This window comes from Arenibacter algicola, from assembly GCF_018860365.1.
In the GTDB taxonomy this organism is placed as follows: Bacteria; Bacteroidota; Bacteroidia; order Flavobacteriales; family Flavobacteriaceae; genus Arenibacter; species Arenibacter algicola_B.
In genome coordinates this window covers 21,566-39,623 of the sequence record NZ_JAHKPO010000001.1, presented here as the reverse complement: position 1 = coordinate 39,623, position 18,058 = coordinate 21,566, and the positions used below count along the sequence as shown (strand labels likewise).

General features: G+C 40.4%; 13 protein-coding genes. 7 read left to right on the top strand and 6 right to left on the bottom strand.

Annotated features, from left to right (window positions below):
- Positions 1–101 precede the first annotated feature (101 nt).
- The 5 genes from KO529_RS00170 to KO529_RS00150 form a co-directional block, all read right to left on the bottom strand.
- Positions 102–992, bottom strand: a complete 891-nt coding sequence (locus tag KO529_RS00170) for a bile acid:sodium symporter family protein (RefSeq protein ID WP_215945932.1) — start codon at positions 990–992, stop codon at positions 102–104.
- A gap of 309 nt (positions 993–1,301) precedes the next feature.
- Positions 1,302–2,330 (bottom strand): polysaccharide deacetylase family protein, encoded by a 1,029-nt coding sequence (locus KO529_RS00165; RefSeq protein ID WP_215945931.1) that lies wholly within the window; start codon positions 2,328–2,330, stop codon positions 1,302–1,304.
- A gap of 20 nt (positions 2,331–2,350) precedes the next feature.
- The gene (locus KO529_RS00160) at positions 2,351–3,274 is read right to left on the bottom strand and encodes an alpha/beta hydrolase (protein WP_215945930.1); all 924 of its coding nucleotides are present in this window, start codon (positions 3,272–3,274) and stop codon (positions 2,351–2,353) included.
- On the bottom strand, positions 3,255–4,640 hold the full coding sequence (locus KO529_RS00155; RefSeq protein ID WP_215945929.1) for a PhoPQ-activated pathogenicity-related family protein: 1,386 nt from the start codon (positions 4,638–4,640) through the stop codon (positions 3,255–3,257). The genes KO529_RS00160 and KO529_RS00155 overlap by 20 nt, the downstream gene beginning before the upstream one ends.
- A gap of 32 nt (positions 4,641–4,672) precedes the next feature.
- On the bottom strand, positions 4,673–5,959 hold the full coding sequence (locus KO529_RS00150; protein ID WP_215945928.1) for a hypothetical protein: 1,287 nt from the start codon (positions 5,957–5,959) through the stop codon (positions 4,673–4,675).
- 303 nt (positions 5,960–6,262) lie between these two features.
- Between KO529_RS00150 and KO529_RS23545 the strand changes: the two genes are divergently transcribed.
- The 6 genes from KO529_RS23545 to KO529_RS00120 all read left to right on the top strand — a co-directional run bounded on the left by KO529_RS23545 (position 6,263) and on the right by KO529_RS00120 (position 15,671).
- On the top strand, positions 6,263–7,216 hold the full coding sequence (locus KO529_RS23545; protein ID WP_215945927.1) for a PKD domain-containing protein: 954 nt from the start codon (positions 6,263–6,265) through the stop codon (positions 7,214–7,216).
- Between the two features lie 51 nt (positions 7,217–7,267).
- A complete protein-coding gene (locus tag KO529_RS00140) occupies positions 7,268–10,669 on the top strand; it encodes a SusC/RagA family TonB-linked outer membrane protein (RefSeq protein ID WP_215945926.1) in 3,402 nt (1,133 codons plus the stop codon).
- Positions 10,670–10,686: 17 nt separating this feature from the next.
- Complete coding sequence (locus KO529_RS00135; protein ID WP_215945925.1) at positions 10,687–12,345, top strand: SusD/RagB family nutrient-binding outer membrane lipoprotein; 1,659 nt, start codon at positions 10,687–10,689, stop codon at positions 12,343–12,345.
- A gap of 241 nt (positions 12,346–12,586) precedes the next feature.
- Positions 12,587–13,708 (top strand): metallophosphoesterase family protein, encoded by a 1,122-nt coding sequence (locus KO529_RS00130; protein ID WP_215945924.1) that lies wholly within the window; start codon positions 12,587–12,589, stop codon positions 13,706–13,708.
- Between the two features lie 14 nt (positions 13,709–13,722).
- Positions 13,723–14,994 carry a hypothetical protein gene (locus KO529_RS00125; RefSeq protein WP_215945923.1) on the top strand — a complete coding sequence of 424 codons (1,272 nt, stop codon included), beginning with the start codon at positions 13,723–13,725 and terminating at the stop codon, positions 14,992–14,994.
- A 17-nt stretch (positions 14,995–15,011) separates the two neighbouring features.
- Positions 15,012–15,671 (top strand): hypothetical protein, encoded by a 660-nt coding sequence (locus tag KO529_RS00120; RefSeq protein ID WP_215945922.1) that lies wholly within the window; start codon positions 15,012–15,014, stop codon positions 15,669–15,671.
- Between the two features lie 261 nt (positions 15,672–15,932).
- Here the strand turns inward: KO529_RS00120 and KO529_RS00115 are convergent, their stop codons facing one another.
- A complete protein-coding gene (locus KO529_RS00115) occupies positions 15,933–16,781 on the bottom strand; it encodes an AraC family transcriptional regulator (protein WP_215945921.1) in 849 nt (282 codons plus the stop codon).
- Positions 16,782–17,088: 307 nt separating this feature from the next.
- On the opposite strand from KO529_RS00115, the gene KO529_RS00110 reads away from it, so the two are divergent.
- Positions 17,089–18,012, top strand: coding sequence for a dihydrodipicolinate synthase family protein (locus KO529_RS00110; protein ID WP_215945920.1), 924 nt, complete (start codon positions 17,089–17,091; stop codon positions 18,010–18,012).
- Positions 18,013–18,058: the final 46 nt, after the last annotated feature.

Below are 18,058 nucleotides of genomic sequence, written 5' to 3'. Positions count from 1 at the left end.
CCAGGGGACCTGAAATAAGGCTAAGAAAGGAAATGACAAAAAAGATGAATAAAACAAGGATAACAATAAATAGATTTTTTTCCATCTTCTGTTTGTCAGGATTAATTGGCCGAGTCTTTTTCCAGGCTTAATCCATCTTTTATCCCAAGTGGTTTCCTGATAAAAATAATTACAGTGGCCGTAACGAACATTAATAAGCCGTAAATGGCAGGCACAATAGAGTATTCGGCATTGTTCAAGGCAATTGTGGCCAATGTTATTGCCAGGGTTCCATTTTGGATTCCCGTTTCAATGGATATACTTATAGCCTGTGGTCTTGTTAGTTTAAAAAGTACTGCCATTAAAAATCCTAAGGTCATGGTACTCACATTGAGCAGTATGGCCGGTAGCCCTGCCTCATTTAAGTAGCTCATAAAAACATCCTTGACGCTAATGGTCACCCCAATGATTACCAACACAAATATGATGGCAGAAGCTATTTTTACAGGTTTCTCCATCTTGTTCGCAAAGGCTTCAAATTTACTTTTTATTAGCATGCCAATTCCTACCGGTATGATCACAATGACCAATAATTGTTTTATCATGGTTATAGCATCGACTGAAATGGCCATACTCTCATTGGAGAATTCTTCCATTGCAAATTGAACAATGAAAGGAATGGTTAAAATGGAAATTATACTAGATACAGCCGTTAGGGAAACGGACAGGGCCAAATCACCTTTGGCCAAATAGGTCAGCATATTAGAGGTTGGTCCGCCAGGGCAGGCCGCCAATAACATAATGCCGATAGCAGTAGTCGGGGACAAGCTGAGGGAAATGGCAATAAAATATCCTATCATTGGTAACAACAACATCTGGCAGATAAGACCTATGATCATAGCCTTTGGATAGGTTACCACTCTCTTAAAATCGGAAAGGGTCAATGATAGGCCCATTCCGAACATAATAATGATCAAGGAAATGGCAAGGATAATTCCAGAGGTAGAATTCATGACAAATAGGTTTTAAAGTAAAATATTATCTTTTTTCCCATAAAGGGGATATACACAAATAAAACTTATTAAATATTATTTTCCTTATTATATTTTATTGGATTTGCATTATAATTTACCAGAAAATAGAACATATGTTAATATTTCTGTTAAAAGGGTTAGAATAATTTAGATTTTAGGTTTGTTTTAGTTTCACATATATAAGAAAAGACCGGTAAGGTCTGTTTGCCTTTTCCGGTCCTAAAATTAACTTGCTGTCAAGTGAATATTTCCTGTTCTTCTATATTGGTGAATATTTTTTATGTGTGTTTATTTCATGGAATTGAAACGGGTCATAATTTCTTTCCAATTAGTAAAAATTATCCCCTCTTCTTTGAAGAAATTGATGAGGTCTGGATCGCCAAAAATCTGTGATTCCCAAACCCGTTGTTGCCATGATCCCGTAATGCCCCTCAGGTTATCGGTTTCTACGGAGGGGTGAAAAATGATTTCTGTTAGTCCGGGAGGTAAGGATTTAATCAAGGTCTTAAAAGCTTCCACCTTTTCTTCATAGGAATCCGCCTTTGGTGCACTGGAAAAAAAGTCCAATTTGGGCAAGGTGTACTCTTCGGTCATCTTTACCACAGAATCATCCATAGGATACCCCTTTGCTCTAAACTCTGCCAGAACCGATGGTACGGATATATCTATGATATTTGCTGGAATGCCGTATTCCTGGGCCACTTTCATGTAGGCCTTTACATAACTGGGGTCACCGAACAGGGTGCCCATGTGGGTGTCTATATGGTCCGGTCTATAGCCCCAGGCTATGGATTGTTCAATTTGGGCCCGTATTTCTTTTTCCACCTCCTCGGCCGAAGCGTGTTGCACTACTTCCGGTACGCTCCTCCATAGTTTGTCTTCAGGATCCAATAGTCCAGGTACTTCTGCATCTGGGGTAATAGGGCCCCAGCGATGTTTTTTCCATTCACTGGTAAGCGTAAGGTGTAGGCCAACATCCATAGCAGGGTTTTCCTTGGCCCAATTGATGAATTCTTCGGCGTTGGGACAGGGTATCATCACGGCAGCGGATTGTATTTCCCCCTTGGTCAATTGTTCCTTGGCGGCAATGTTGGCTTCAGGACACATCCCTATATCATCTGCATGCAACATGATTACCTTTTTTCCGGCAGGCCATCCCAATTTTTCGGCCCAGTTTTTTGCTTCTAAGGTTGTTTCCAGTTCTGCAGGAGTGTTGTTAATGGCCTCTTCGGCATTTTTTTTCTTTTCCCCACAACTAATGAGTAATAGTGCCATAAAAAGGCTCATGAACAAGGAAATTGGATATGACTTTTTCATTTTATTTTTGATGTTTTAATTTATAAATATTTTTTAAACCAGTTGAGCCCGTCTCCGAAAATGATGTCCAACGGGGCATCCCTGTGCTTAGCATCGTACCATATAATCTCTTTTGGCTCTTGTGCTGCTTTAAAAAGCAGGGAGCTCATTAGGGGAGGTACTATTTCATCGTTTTTTGCATTTAACATGAGGAACGGTCGGGGCGCAATCTGCTTTACAAAATTTAATGGCTCAATGATACTTACAAAATTTTTTGCCTCCTTGGTCAGGGCTTCTTTTTCGTACAGTAAATTCAATTGTCCACCAGCCAATGCCACAATAGGAACTTTTATGCGATCATCTATTCCGCAAAAAATGGTGCCTGTAATGCCACCCAAACTGATACCGTAATATCCTATTCTTTGGGCATCCAGTTCTTCCCTTGTTTCAATAAAGTCGACCGCTCGCCTTAGATCGAATACAGTCTGACTAATAATATCCCTGCTCCAATGTTTGTAATTTCCGGTAAGGCTAAAATCATAAACATCCTCTTTCCGTTCCCCGTGTTCGCTAAAATCGATCCTTAATACCGCATACCCATTTTTAAGGAAGAGATCGTTGCCATAAGATACATAATCTACGTTCTTGTTGTCTCCAAGACCGTGCATTAAAATCACAACCGGTAGGGGACTGGTACCGATTTTGGGCAGGCTCAAAATTCCTGTCACTTTTTTATGGTGTACACTATTGTAAGTTACATGATACAACTTAAAGTCTGTAGTATCTTTTAAAAGGTTCAGGGAATCCTTTAACGGTATGGTCTTGTCATAGGCATAATATTCATTGACCGGTAAAGTTGCACTCGTATCGCTGGCATAAATGATGGTAAATGCCAATAGTAATAGAATGGCGATAATTCCTGAAAACCAATATATACGTTTTTTACTAAAGGATTTCATCGTCATCAGCTACATACATTCTAGTGCTCTTGGTGTATTTTCCACCATTGGGATCAGCATATTCCAAATCGATATAAAAAGCCTTAAAGCCACTTTTAGGGAATTTTACCTGCTGAAAAATGTGGTCATGGTCTTTGGAATCTATTTTCTTTGAAGTCCATTCCTCGTCCCTGAAGTCCCTGTCCGACGAATCTGCAGACCATATGTAGGCGTTTTGAAGTTCATCGGAGGTGGTTTTGACCGTTAGGGTAGCCGATGTTTTATCGGTTGTTAGATCGTAAGCCAAAGTGGCCTGAGATGTCTTGTTCAACGATTTTCCCCAAAAGGCACTTAAAGCCCTTATAGCCTGTTCGCCACCACCCAGATCATGACCGGCATTGGGTACATAGTGAATGTAATTTTCACCAGGAATATCATTGATGTAGTTCTTAATGGCATCTACTGGCCAGTATTCATCATTGGTGCCAATAAAAATTAATTTTGGCATGGTTAAATTGGCCCTGTAAGAATAGGGATCTACCATTTGGGTCAAGGCTTTACCATCCTCTGTACCTACGGTTTGTGGAATTTCCAATTGTATGTAATCATTGATCTGTATACTATATTCGTTCCAAGCCGTAATATGGTAATCCAAACTAACGGGCATATTTAAAACGTCTATTACCATCGGGGCAATTGTTTCCACCCTTTTGTCGTTTGCTCCTGTCAACCATGTAGTCCAGCCCCTTTTAGAGGCTCCGGTTACCGTAAAGCGTGTTACCTCTTTTTGAAGGTTTTTGCTACTAAACTCCTGAACAGCATCCATAGCTCTGACCGCACTTTTTACCATAGGGAATAACAAAGGCCATGTGGGGTCTTTGTCATTTTTGTAATTGTGCAAGGTGAAGGAAATGAGTTCGTCTTCCGTTAGACCATCGTACAGAGGTTGGTTGGGAACCTGCCTAACAATAGCCACTATGGCCTTGTTCTTTTCGGCTACTTGGGCAAAACTGATGGATTTTTTGTCCTCTTCATTAGACGACCAATTGGGTATTCCCTCTTTTATACTCCCCCCTGTAATCATTAGAAGTGCTCCGTCATGGGTAACTTCTTTAGGGACCAATACGGTGAGTTCATGGGTCCAGACATGCTCCCTCCATTTTTGGGAGGTCAGCATAAGTTCATAGGCGGTTACATCCTCTATGGTGTAATTCTCTTTCAGTTCCCATTTATAGGTTTTGTCTTCATTGTTCAAGTAGCTTTGCAATGCGTTGGAAGGAGTTATTTCAGCTGCGGCAGGAGCAACGTTTTCCGCCAGTTTTTTTGGGCTGTCCTTGCAGGAAATAATACATAGTAAGGACATTGATAAAAAAATAGAAGCCAATTTGTTCATTTGGATCTTGTGTTAATAGTTAAGGAATTGTTTTACTTATCAGGTGTTGGACTGTTTTGGATGAGGGTCAATAAATCATTGATGAGGATTTCTCCTGTTTTTTCCCCTAGACTGGTGCGACTTACATACATATATCTTTTAAAACTGTTAAAATCTTCTTTGGTCAATATATACCCAAAGGCATCGTTGGTCAAACCAAAAAGGAAAGGATGTTCCGTGGGCATATTTCTTTTTAAATAGTATCCTATGTTGGGTAGGGCTTCCCCAGGTATGGTCAGGATTTGGGCAGATCCAATATTCAATAGGTTAAGGGTTGTGCTTACATATTGATCGGAGTTGCCCATTTTTAAGGGGGAATTATTTAAGATGTATCGCATCATTTCCGAATCTATTGGGAATTCGGCCTGTGTGGAGGTGCAATATAGCTTTGGGTCCTCTTGGATTTCGGCCTCAGATAAAATCCTTAAGGCCTCATCTGCCAAAAGTTTCCCAATTCGCTGGCATTCTGCCCAATCATTGGCTTCCTTATCATTGTCCAGCCTATTGTCTGCAGTGACCATTCCGCCTTGGGCACCGTTCATAAACAGGGCCATTCCTCCTGCCTTGGCTTCAATTCTATCGTACAGGGGGCCAATAAGATCCGGACTAAGTATTCCTTGATCACTGCCTATTACCTCTGGATGAATGGCATAGTTTACCAAGGTTACTATGGGTAGGTCCTTGTTTTTGCCTTTGGTGCCTAGTGCCTGTATTATACCGCATCTTGGGTCGTACAATTCAGGGGCATAGTAGTTATAGGCTATTTTGCCTTTGGCTTCGCGAACTGCAATTTTTAATTTGGCGGGTTCCAAGTTTGATGAAGCTTCATTTACGGCATCCGCAATTTGGGTTACACACCAGTCTAGATACTTTAAATCGGCTGCATAATTACCTTTTTCGTCGGGGAAGGCATATGCATCGGGAGCACTATGGGTATGTGTGGCACCTATTAATATATTGTTGAACGGAATGTCCTTAATTAATTTTCTTGCCTTATTGCCCAGTGCTGCCGGCCATCCCAGATTGTCGATATTAACTATGGCAATTTTTTCTGTCCCCTTTTCCAATACCATGGCCCTAACATAAAGGTCTCCTTTTTTTTCAGTTGCTGGTTGAGGGGTGCCAACTCCCCCGGAAACCGAAATCAACGGGTCAGGGGTAATTATTCGTTTGGCCGCACCCGCCTTTAGTTGTTGGGAATGGACATTAATAGAAACTAAGAAGATAAAGATTTGAAAGGTCAATCTTGACTTACAAGCTTTGTAAGAATTATTTTTCATAAATCTTCACATTTAAATGTTAAAAATGCTCTTATTATGCATGCATAAAACTTAATAAGAATATTGACTTATTTCACAAAAATATATTTAATTTCTTAAATCGAGGGGTAATATTTAATGCATATTTAATAATATATCTGAATTGTATTGAAAAATTTAAATATATTTTTGGTAAATGTGTAATCAAACGGTCTTAATATTAACATATCGTTAACTAGGGGTTATCAAGTTGGTAACACGATTTTGGTAAATGGTAATTTTTGATCTTTGACTGCGAAAAAAACTAACTAAAAACTGTGATTTATGACTAAAAAAAATCTAATACTGTTGTATGGAGTTGTATTTTCGATGGTGCTTTCCCTGTCTTCCTGTAGCTCAGATGATAGTTCCAGTTCGGAAGACATTCCTCTTACCGCTGATATCTTTCAAAGTGTCGTGGGGAAAAAAGTAGCCTTCCAAGGGTTGACCAACAATGCCGCTTCATGGACGTGGGATTTTGGGGATGGAACTACAAGCAGTGAGAAAAACCCGGTACATGTTTATTCTGAAGGTGGATACTACGTTGCCAAGTTAACGGCAACATCTTCGGATGGAAGTTCAGTAAGCACGGAAGTGAATCTGGCCGTAGATTTAACTCCTTATATATTACTTACCGGTGGGCCTACAGCTACCAATGGTAAAACTTGGCGTTTGGCCAATGCACATTCCCCTGGGGATTATTTTGCCAATGCAGATGCAGGCCTTACCCCATTTGATGGTGCTCCATACCCTCTTCCAGGAGGTATATTGGGAGCTGGTTTAGGATTGGGTGAAGTATATCAGGATGAATATACCTTTCATTTTGATGGAAGCTATTCCATGGATTTAAAAGATGGAGCGGCTTTTAGTGGTTTGGTATATCAATTCTTGACCACTGGCGGACAAGGGATCAAAAACCCCAGTTCGGATCAGGATTTTGGTTTGTGTACCGGTTATTATACCCCTGAGCCCGATGCTACCTTTACTTATGAGGAAAGTACAGATTTGACGGTGTCTTCGGTATATGCTCCTCCAACTTTTGCCTTGACTTTTAGTGGTGTAAGTACATTAAGTTTTTCCGGAACTATGTTTTTGGGGCTTTTGGATTATGAACGAAAGGTTATGATTCAGGAAATAAAGGACAACACTATGAAGGTGGTGATGTTTATTTCTGCTTCTCCGGATTATGCTCCGCTTAATACCAATGCGCTAGTATTAACTTTTGAGGCTGTGAAATAGTCTGTAATGTGGAAAATCAAAAAGAAAAATAACTAACTACAATATAATTCTATGAACACATATTTAAAAAATAAAGTACAGAGGATTGGACATATATGCTGGATTTTGATGGTGTTATGCACGACTTCTGTAATGGCTCAGTCTGTTCAGCATACAGTATCGGGCAATATAACGTCTTCTGAAGATGGAATGCCATTGCCAGGGGTCAGTATCGTGCTAAAAGGAACTACCCAGGGGGTGTCCTCGGATTTTGATGGGAACTACAGTATTAATGTACCCAATGGTAATGGTGTCCTTGTTTTGACCTATATAGGTTTTGAGGCCCAGGAGGTGACAGTGAATGGAAGAACTTCCATTAATGTCACCCTAGAGCCAGGAGCACAGGCCTTGGATGAGGTAGTGGTAACGGCTTTGGGTATTAAACGTGCGGATAAATCTTTGGGATACTCCGTAGAAAATGTAGCTGGGGAAGAACTTACAAGGGTTGCACAAGAAAACGTGTTGAACTCCCTATCCGGTAAGGTAGCTGGGGTTACTCTAAACTCTACAGGTGGTACAGGTTCTTCCGTAAGTATGGTGATTAGGGGTGCAATCTCCTTAAGCTCGGATAATCAGCCATTATTTGTGATAGATGGGGTGCCCATTGCCAACTCGGTAAATAACGTGGGTGGATTCGGTAACGATAACCGTGTGGATTATGGTAATGCCATCTCGGATTTGGACCCAAATAGCATTGAGGATGTAAGTATTCTTAAAGGACCTAGTGCAGCTGCGCTGTATGGTTCACGTGCTGGTAATGGAGTGGTATTGATCACTACAAAAAAAGCAAACGAAAAAGAAAAGATGAAAGTGAATTTCACTTCCAATACCGTCTTTGACGTTCCTTATAAATATTTGGAGCAACAGACGCGATTTGCCTCAGGGTATTTTTCCTTCTCGCCGGAATCACAGGGTGGAAGTTACATAATGCCGGCAATAGCGCTTTCTGGAGGTAACTCGGGACCGGAATTGGATAAGGGGTATTTTGCGGTGCAATGGAATGCGCCCTTGGATGCCAATGGAGTTCCTATTCCTACAGAATTGAAATCTTATCCCAATAATATTAAGAATTTTGTGCAGACGGGAATTACAACCACCAATAGTTTAACGGTAACCAATAGTACAAAAGCGTTGAATTATAGATTGGGGGTAACCAATATGGAAAATACTGGTTTGGTTCCCAACTCTGATGTAAACAGAAATAGTTTTTCATTGTCCGCTACATCCAATCTAAACGATAAATTGGAGATAAGTACCAATGTTAACGTGGTTCATAGTTTTGCCGATAATAGGCCGGCTTCCAACAGGGGAGCAAATCCTTTACAGTGGGCTTATGCCATGCCGGCTAATATTGATATAAGGAGCATTAAGGATTACGATTTGCCTGGCACCGACGTGTTGAGCCTATCCAATGACTATAACAATCCATATTTCTTGGCCAACGAGGTAAATAATAGTTATTCAAGATACAGGGTATTTGGAAATATGGCCTTGGATTGGAAATTATCGCCTTCCTTCAATATAAGGACCAGTTATAATTTGAACAGTTATAACCAGACCCAAGAAACTAAAATGTCTCCAGGTTACAGTGGGGAAACCAATAATGGTACTTACGGTATTTCCAAGACCGATGGAGTGGAGACCAATGTGGATCTTTTGGCCACTTTTACCAAGGAATTTGGAGATTTTGATATGTCAATTTCCGGAGGTGGCAACCTAATGTATCAAAAAAGTTCTGGTATTAGCAATTCTGCAGCCTCAAGGGTTGGTCTTGTTGTACCCGATCTATTTACAATTAGCAACATTGCCCCAACGGCTTTGGTATATTCCAGTTATATGAGTGAACGAGGAATTAACAGTGTGTACGCTTTGGGTAATTTCGGATTTAAGGATATGTTGTATTTGGATGTTACCGCAAGGAACGATTGGTCCAGTACATTGCCTGTAGAAAATAGATCTTATTTTTATCCATCGGCTTCCCTAAGCTTTTTGTTAAGCGAAGTAGTGAATATTCCCAAAGTTGATCTTTTTAAGCTTAGAGGTGGTTGGGCCAGGGTAGGTAACGATACCAGTCCATATCAGTTGGGAGCTTATTACAACAATGCGGGGCAATGGGACAATGCTGTTCTTTATAGTGCTCCTGGAGGTTTGAGTACTCCGACTTTGGAGCCGGAAGAGGCTACTTCAAAAGAATTTGGTGTGGATCTGACCATGTTCAATAATAGATTCCGATTTGAAGGTACATATTACACAGTGGAAAACAGAAATCAAATTGTTCCCAGTGTGCCTATTCCAGGGTCTTCGGGTTATAGCAGTGTAAGTATAAATGCAGGGGTCTTGGAAAGTAAGGGTTATGAATTTTCCTTGGGAATTACTCCCATAAGAACGGATAACTTCAATTGGGATTTAAATTTAAACTATACTACCAATGAGTCAAAAGTTTTGGCCCTAGCCGATGGAGTGGATTATATAGAGTTTTGGAGCGAGAACAAGAGTGTATCCAGAGGTTATGTGGCCAATCCGGCCACGGGCGAGGATGGTTTGGTCGGAAATTTGTATTCTCCGAAGATCCAAAGGGTGACCGATCCAAATTCTCCTTATTTTGGATATCCAATGTTGGGTGAAGGTGAAGATGCAGAATGGTTGGCCGAAGAGGAAAGGGTGAAGGTAGGAAACTACAATCCTGATTTTGTAATGGGGTTACAGTCCAGTTTTTCCTATAAGAACTTAACCTTGAATATGACATTCGACTGGCGATCAGGTGGTCAGTACATGTCACAAACCTCAAGATATATGACAGAGGATGGCTATAGTCAGCAATTGTTGGATAACTTGATCGATCCTGGAATTAATCAGACCGGTCCTGAATTGAAGCAATGGGTATTGGATAATGCCGATCTATTGATCTATGGCGAAAACTTTATCTCTATTGGAGGTCCTCCGGGCAATGGAGGTTTTCCAGAGGCCTTTTCAGGAACAGTTGTTTATGACGGGGTTTTCAATGCGGGGGTAGTAGGTTATCACGATGAAAATGGTAATTTTATTTTGGAAAACGAAAACCTAGGTCTAGATGGAACGAATTTTATTCCTTTCTCTGTTGCCAATGCATGGGATTTCGGAACACCACATATGTTTGACGCGGACTATATTAAATTAAGGGAGATATCATTGGGTTACGATCTGCCCAGTAAGTTTGTGGAAAGAGCAGGCTTGGACAATGTAAACGTATCTGTTTATAGTCGGAATATTATGTTGTGGACCAAGGATTCAGCTTTCGGAGTGGATCCGGAAAGAGCTTACCAAGCAGAATCCGGACAAGATAAGCGGGGAACCCAATTTAAACAAGGTATAGAACGCTATAATGTGGATCCATGGGTTATCCCAGTTGGTTTTAAAATTGGTATAACATTTTAATAAAAAAAACTAAGATCATGATGTATCAGATAAAAAGTAAAATGGCCTTATTGGTATCGGGACTTATAGTTTTGGTCTCTTGTCACGGCTTGGAGGACCTTAATGAAAATCCCAATAGAATTGGTTCGGATAACGTGGATCCCAACCTATTGGTGCCCACGGTAATTAGCGGCGCTGCGAAAAACACCTTGAACCTGGGGTTTGGGGATATCGCGGGGGTCATGCAGCATACCCAGAAAGATGGTTGGTCCGGTGGACATAACTCCTATGATTGGAGCAACGACTCCCATAGTTGGAATGGATATTACAGCTTGTTGACCAATAATAAAACCTTGATTGAAAAGGCAGAAACCGATAATTTGGAATTTCATATAGGGGTAGGTTTGGTAATGAAGGCCTATTTATTTGGAATGATAACCGATTTATGGGGAGATGCCCCCTATTCCGAGGCGCTAAGGGGAGATGAAGGAGCAGAATTTTTTGATGCGGCCTTTGATGATCAAAAGGACATCTATGTGGGAATCCTGGCCGACTTGGCAAGGGCCAATACCCTTTTGTCCAAAAGCCAGAGTGCATATTTTAGTATTCAGGAAGATCAAGATGTACTCTATGGTGGTAATGTTTCCAAATGGAGAAAATTTGCCAATTCATTGGCATTGAGATATTATATGCGATTATCTGCAAAAGAGCCGGGGTTGGCGGAAGAAGGTATTAGAAGGCTTACCTCCAATGCTGCCCAATATCCGTTGATATTGGATGCCTCTGATGATGCCGCCATGTCTTATGTAGGCAACACAGGAAGTGATTCCTGGCCTACCAATACCCAATTCGACAATAGCCCTAACGGAGCCTATTTTAGACTTAAAATGGCAAAAACCTTGGTAGATGCCTTGCAGGAATTGGACGACCCTAGGTTAGGGGTTTGGGCAAATAAAGTTGAGATACCTTTGGTATTGGATCCAGGTGCCCCGGATGGAACGGATGAAATTGTAAACGGAGAGAGACGTATTTCACAGGACATCGTTGACGCTTACGTGGATATAGTAGGGGAACCTGTAGATTATGATAAAGAATATATAGGTCTTCCTACTGCAATGGTATTGGCTGGAGCTTATAATCTTAAAACGGTTGGATCCCTTCAAGGAAGTGCCAACCCACATGCTTCCCAATTGAATGATATTTATAAGGCCGCTAGTGGTCCGTTGTTAAAGGCCCGCTTACTCTCGGCCGCTGAAGTACATTTCATTTTGGCGGAAGCAGCGTTAAAAGGCTGGGTGAGCGGTGGTCCAGAGAGCCATTATAACGAAGGAATTAGACAGTCTTTGGTTACCTGGGGCGTTGGTGGTGAGTATGATGATTATATTGCAGGAGCTGCCTATGGTGGATTGGAAGATATCATGGAGCAAAAGTGGATTGCCAGTTGGTCCGCTGCTACTGAATCCTGGTTCGATTATAGAAGAACCGGTTTACCCGATCTTCAAGTGGGCGTTGCTACTAAAAGGGATGCCTTGCCACTGAGATTTTATTATCATATCAATGAGATAGACACTAATTCCGAAAATGCCGATGCTGCCATTCAGAAATTGGAAACTACGGAATACAAAGGTGAAGATACAAGTAATAACAGTGCATGGTCCAAAATGTGGCTATTGCAGGGTACTGGAAAACCTTACTAAAATTTTTATTTGAGTTAGTTTAGCAGCTATTTAAAGGAGGCATTCCGTAAGGACTGCCTCTTTTTATTACAGAGATTCGTAATTCAAAGGCCATGGGCTCATTGAAATGCCATAGTCTAACAAATCCCCTCTTATTATCGGAGTTAGGGTTTTATTGGTCCGATCCAAGGGTTTAAAACCATTTATTAATATATTTTTTCTAATGTCGGATTAATTGTTCCGAAGTTTAAAATTGAAAATCATGCAAAAAGTATTATTCGCATCCCTCTTTTTTATCAGTGTCCTAGCTATTGCACAAGAAAAGGAGAAAATTGCCTTGGGTCCTTATATTCAGCAAATGGGAACCAAGGATGCCACTATTTGTTGGTCAACCCTGGAAAGTTCGCCTACCATTACGGATAAGGACGGAAATGTAACGACTATTAGGGAATACAAACACCACAAAATTCATCTAGGGGATCTGGAGCCCAATACAGAATATCAATATGATGTACTTAACGACGGCTCGGATGAGGGCAAAGGTACTCTGACTACTTACCCCGATGAAATTGTACCCTTTAATTTTGCAGTTACTGGAGATTCTAGGAACAGGCACGATGTGCATGCCAAAATAGTGGCCAAAATCATGGAGACCAATCCAAGGTTTATTATCAATTCAGGGGATTTGGTGGCCAATGGAAGGTCTATTAGCGATTGGGAAGCCTTTTTTGGGGTTAACAAGGAGCTTATGAGAAATACGCCCTACTATCCTGTATTGGGCAACCATGAAAAGGATTCGCCCTATTACTATGATCTGTTCGATTTGCCCAATAACGAAAAATACTACTACTTTACTGTTGGGGATGCCCTTTTTATTGTTTTGGATAGTGAGGGGAAACAAATTTCGGAGCCCGATTTTATTTCCGAAAAAAATAGTGATGCTTTCTGGCAAAGTGCCTTCTCGGAGTATTTTAATACCCAGAAAAAATGGTTGGAAAACGTTTTGGAATTGAATAAGGAAGCGGGATTTGTATTTATTTTTCAACATAAACCATTGTACAGTGCCATGAAAAATAGAAAGGCTGAGGCCGAACAGACCCGTAAATTTTGGGGCGACATTTTTGAAAGACATAAGGTGCAGGTATTCTTGAACGGTCATGATCACCATTATCACCGTGCCACTAAAAATGGCGTGCATTATATAACTTCTGCCGGAGCAGGAGCGCCATTATATGATATTCAGCTTACCTTGCCAGAAACTAAGAAATCGAGTAAAATAGAACATTTTGTCAATGTACAGATCAATAAGAAAAATGCCTATTTGTATGTGACGGACATAAACGGCGATGAGATTGAAACTGTGGAAATAAAAAGAAGAAAATAATCTTGGACAAAGTCATGGAAACAAAAAAAATAGGTATACCGATATTAATCGTTGGGATGGCACTCGCTACAGCTTGGGCCATCCGTGGTCAGTTTGGACATGAGCAGGGTGCTGCATTCGCAGGGGCAATAGGAGGTCTGGCCCTGGTCATGGTTTCTGGCAGAAAGGATTGGTATAACAAAATGATGTTGGTGGCTTTGGCATCGTCAGTAGGTTGGGGAGCCGGAGGAATGATCAGCTATGGTATGGTGGTAGGCTATGGTTTCGCCGATAACTTTGTTAACGCGTATTACGGCTTGGGGATGCTTTTCGTTATTGGAGGTTTATTCGGTTTATTGGGCGGAGGCCTAGTAGGCTTAACCCTGGATTCTACTAAGGAAAACAGGGTAAGATGGGGAGCCTTGCTATCTGAAATGACGGTTGGAGGAATTATCAGTTATTATTTTTTAATAGAGCAGATCGGTTTTAAAATGACACCTCCGAGATCTGAGGCCTGGGCTGTGTGTTTTGGTGCCGGATTGGCCATGTTGTGGTATATGGCCAGGGAAAAGAGAAACTCGGCGATTAGGGTGGCTTTTTACGCTATGCTGGGCGGGGGTATTGGTTTTAGTTTTGGTAATTTTTTACAGGTACTGGGAAATACGTGGGAAATACCGTTTAACATGTGGAACGTTATGGAATATTGCATCGGTTTTTGTGGTGGCTCGGGTATGGCTTACGGGGTGTATAGTTCCAAGTGGCCTAAAGAAACTACAAAGGCTACGAAATGGGAAAATTGGTCCGCCCTAATTATTGTGGTGCTCTTTGTTCCATTGATCGTTTACAGGGAATCATTGACCCAGTCCCATATTGCCAGACGTTTGGAGAGTTTGCCCAATATAGAATCCATTGCCTCTACGAGTACCATAATGGTCCTTTTGGTGTTATTGGCAATGGTGGTATCCATCTTTTGGAGATTTAAAAAAGAAGAATACTCGCAGAAAGATGTTTCGATTACATTTTTTACCATGCTAATAGCTTATACGTTTATGAGCTATGCCGTAACGGGAATTTTTGGGGGAGAAATGCATCTTAACCATCATCTTTATGTAGTGAATATTATATTGATTTTTGCTTTGCTCCGTTCCGGTAGTGGGCAGTTCAACTATACGGAAATAGATAAGGTAGACCGTAAAAAATGGATTGTTTATTTGATTATAGTACTTGGTGTAATTGCAATTCTGGCTTTGATAGCCATAAGCGTACACGGTGACTTGGGGGACAGGGATAGATTTCCTATGAATTAAATTGAGGATTGGTTTTAATGGAGGAAAGCGTACAAAGAAAATACCTGAAGATTATTTGGATTGTTTTAATTATTTCTATGGGCTATGCGGTCTTAAGGTATAATGTGGTGGGAACTGTAGCATGGAAAGATGTGCCAATATTTATTCTGAACAAAGGGGTGTCCTTGGCCGCAATAGTATTGCTAACTTTAAGTTTTTCTATTAGGCCACTTACTCATTTAGGAATTCGGGCTTTAAATTTTGGGTTGGAAAGTAGAAAAATCTTGGGGATATCAGGTCTGTTGTTAACCATATTTCATGTACTCCTTAGTTTTTTGATTTTTAATCCCCACTACTATCCCAAGTTTTTTGATAGCGATAATACCTTGTCGGTCGTAGGGAATTTTAGCTTGCTCGCGGGTATGGCCAGTTTCATGATATTGGGGCTATATCACTGGTGCTTTAGAAATCGCTCTAAAAACAAAGAACTACTGATAAATATTATTACTTCAAAGGAATTCCTGTTGGGGCTGTTGTTCATGTTGGGAACACATCTTGTTTTTATGGGATATTCTACTTGGACCAGCCCTTCAAAATGGCAGGGGAGCCTGCCTCCAATAAGTTTAATTTCTTTTGTCGTGGTACTTTTCGGCTTCGTCATAAATGTATTTGGTCGCACTTCAGTTGGAAAAGTATAGGTGGTTTACTCAAGGCGAACTGTATGCAACCAAGGAACACCAATCTAATGCAGCACTTGGAAACTTTTGTCCTAAAGGCACTGGGCCGGAAGGTTGAAAAATTTAACAATAGTTACTTATGTATCCAATGCTTCTTTTTCAATGTAGAAGGGTAAGCTTAATGAGAATTTGTTGTATTGCAAAAAAAAGTGGATCAGTTCCTATTGCATGGCCAAATTAGGCGCCGATCACTTGGTATAGAGAGGCTGGGCCAACCATAAATCACCTAAAAGTCTTTCGGTAATCCGAGGGGGTTTTGCCCATAATATGCTTAAAATAATGGTTAAAATTGGCCAGATTGTTGTACCCGCTTTCAAAACAGATCTGTGTTATCTGCTTATCGGTTTCCGCCAGCAATTTGGCAGCTATGCCAACCCTAACGCTTTTTACATATTCCATAAAGGTAAGGTCTGTCTTCTTTTTGAAATATCTGCAAAATGAACTGGGTGCCATATTCAATACAGCAGCGGCTTCTTCCAATTTAACGCCTTCCTGTATGTTTTGAAAAACGTATTCGTATACTTTATTTATTTTATCCAGATTCTTGGAGAAAACTGCAGAACTGTTGTTGGGATTGGATAGGTTTTCCCGTTCATCTATCTGTAATAGAAAATTAAATATTTTAAGCATTTCAATATAATATTCCAAGCCTTCCAATTGTGTCATTCGTTCAAGGCTTTGCCTAATGTGGCTGTCATTGTCCAATTTAAAACGGAGTCCGGTGTTCGATTGCTTTAAAAGATCTACCACCTGTTCCAGCTCTGGCATCCTAAAAAAGTCGGAGTTTATAATATCTTCCGAAAAGTGGGTAACAATGCAAAAGGGGTCATTTCCCTTTTCAAAATCCAAGGCTTCCCAGCAGTGGGGCAAATTAGGCCCAAGGAGAACCAGATCGCCTTTTTCAAATCCGGAAATATTGTCGCCAACAATTCTTCGGCCCGATCCCGAAGTAATAAAATTTAATTCAAAATTCCTATGGGAATGAATTCTAGCATTTGATGCCAAGGGTAATTTTCTTGATATAAATGAATGCTTGTTGGGTACAAATATTTTTTCAAAAATAAATTCCATGGCTTGGTATATTGACAATATTGGACTAATATAATTAAATTATTCAGAAATAAGGTTAAAATTTAATGCAATTAAAACAATATTGTAGTGGCAGGGGTTTTTAAATTGAGTTTATTTTGTTAGAGCAGCAAATCAAGTTTTATATAATTAGTAGCAGTAGGTCCAATTATCGGATTTACGGAATTGTTGATCATATATAAATTCATAAACAACCTAAAAAACCAACCATTATGAAATTGATAATTACAACTTTTTGTCCATCGGTAGGTATTTCCATTATTTAATCTAATCCTTTAATTATACAATCATGAAATTGAATATAAAAGGAATAATACCACCCATGGTAACCCCTTTGCTCGAGAATAAGGAGTTAGACCTTGTGGGGTTAAAAAATCTATTAAATCATTTAATAAATGGCGGTGTCCACGGCATTTTTATTTTAGGGACTACAGGGGAAGGCCCTAGTCTTAGTTATGCGGTAAGGAAACAGCTCATAACCGAAACCTGTAGAATCGTAAATAAAAAGGTTCCGGTTTTGGTAGGGATTACGGATACCTCTTTTGATGGGACAATGGAGATAGCAAACCATGCCAAAAAAGTTGGCGCGGACGCCTTGGTAGTGGCACCTCCCTACTATTTTCCAATTGCCCAAGAAGAAATGGGGGATTATCTGGAGAATTTAGTCCCAATGCTACCCTTGCCATTTATGTTGTATAACATGCCTAGTTGTACAAAACTTCATTTATCCATGGACGTTGTGAAGAGGGCCAAGGAATTAGGGGCTATCGGTATTAAGGATAGTTCTGGAGATCTTACCTATCTCTATATGTTGATAGAAGAGTTTAAGAGCGATCCTTCTTTTTCCATTATTGCAGGAACCGAACTGTTTTTGCCAGAGACCATTATGAACGGGGGTCACGGCTCCGTTGCCGGAGGAGCTAATTTTTTTCCAAGACTTTTTGTAGATTTATATGAGGCCGCAATGGATCAAAATTTGGAAAAAATAAAATTATTGCGGGATAAGGTAATTATGGTTCACCGGACAATTTATGAGGTAGGGGAATATTCCTCAAGGCATATAAAAGGTACTAAAGCGGCTTTGATGGCCATGGGTATTTGTCAAGATCATAATGCGGAACCTTTGGACCGATTCACGGAAGAACAGCGAAATAGGATTAAAAAGTATATAGCTCAATTTAACTATAAAAATGAGTATAATCCAGTACATTGAAAAGTCTGCCAGGGAGCTCTTATTGTGTTTTCTTGGTTAATTTTTT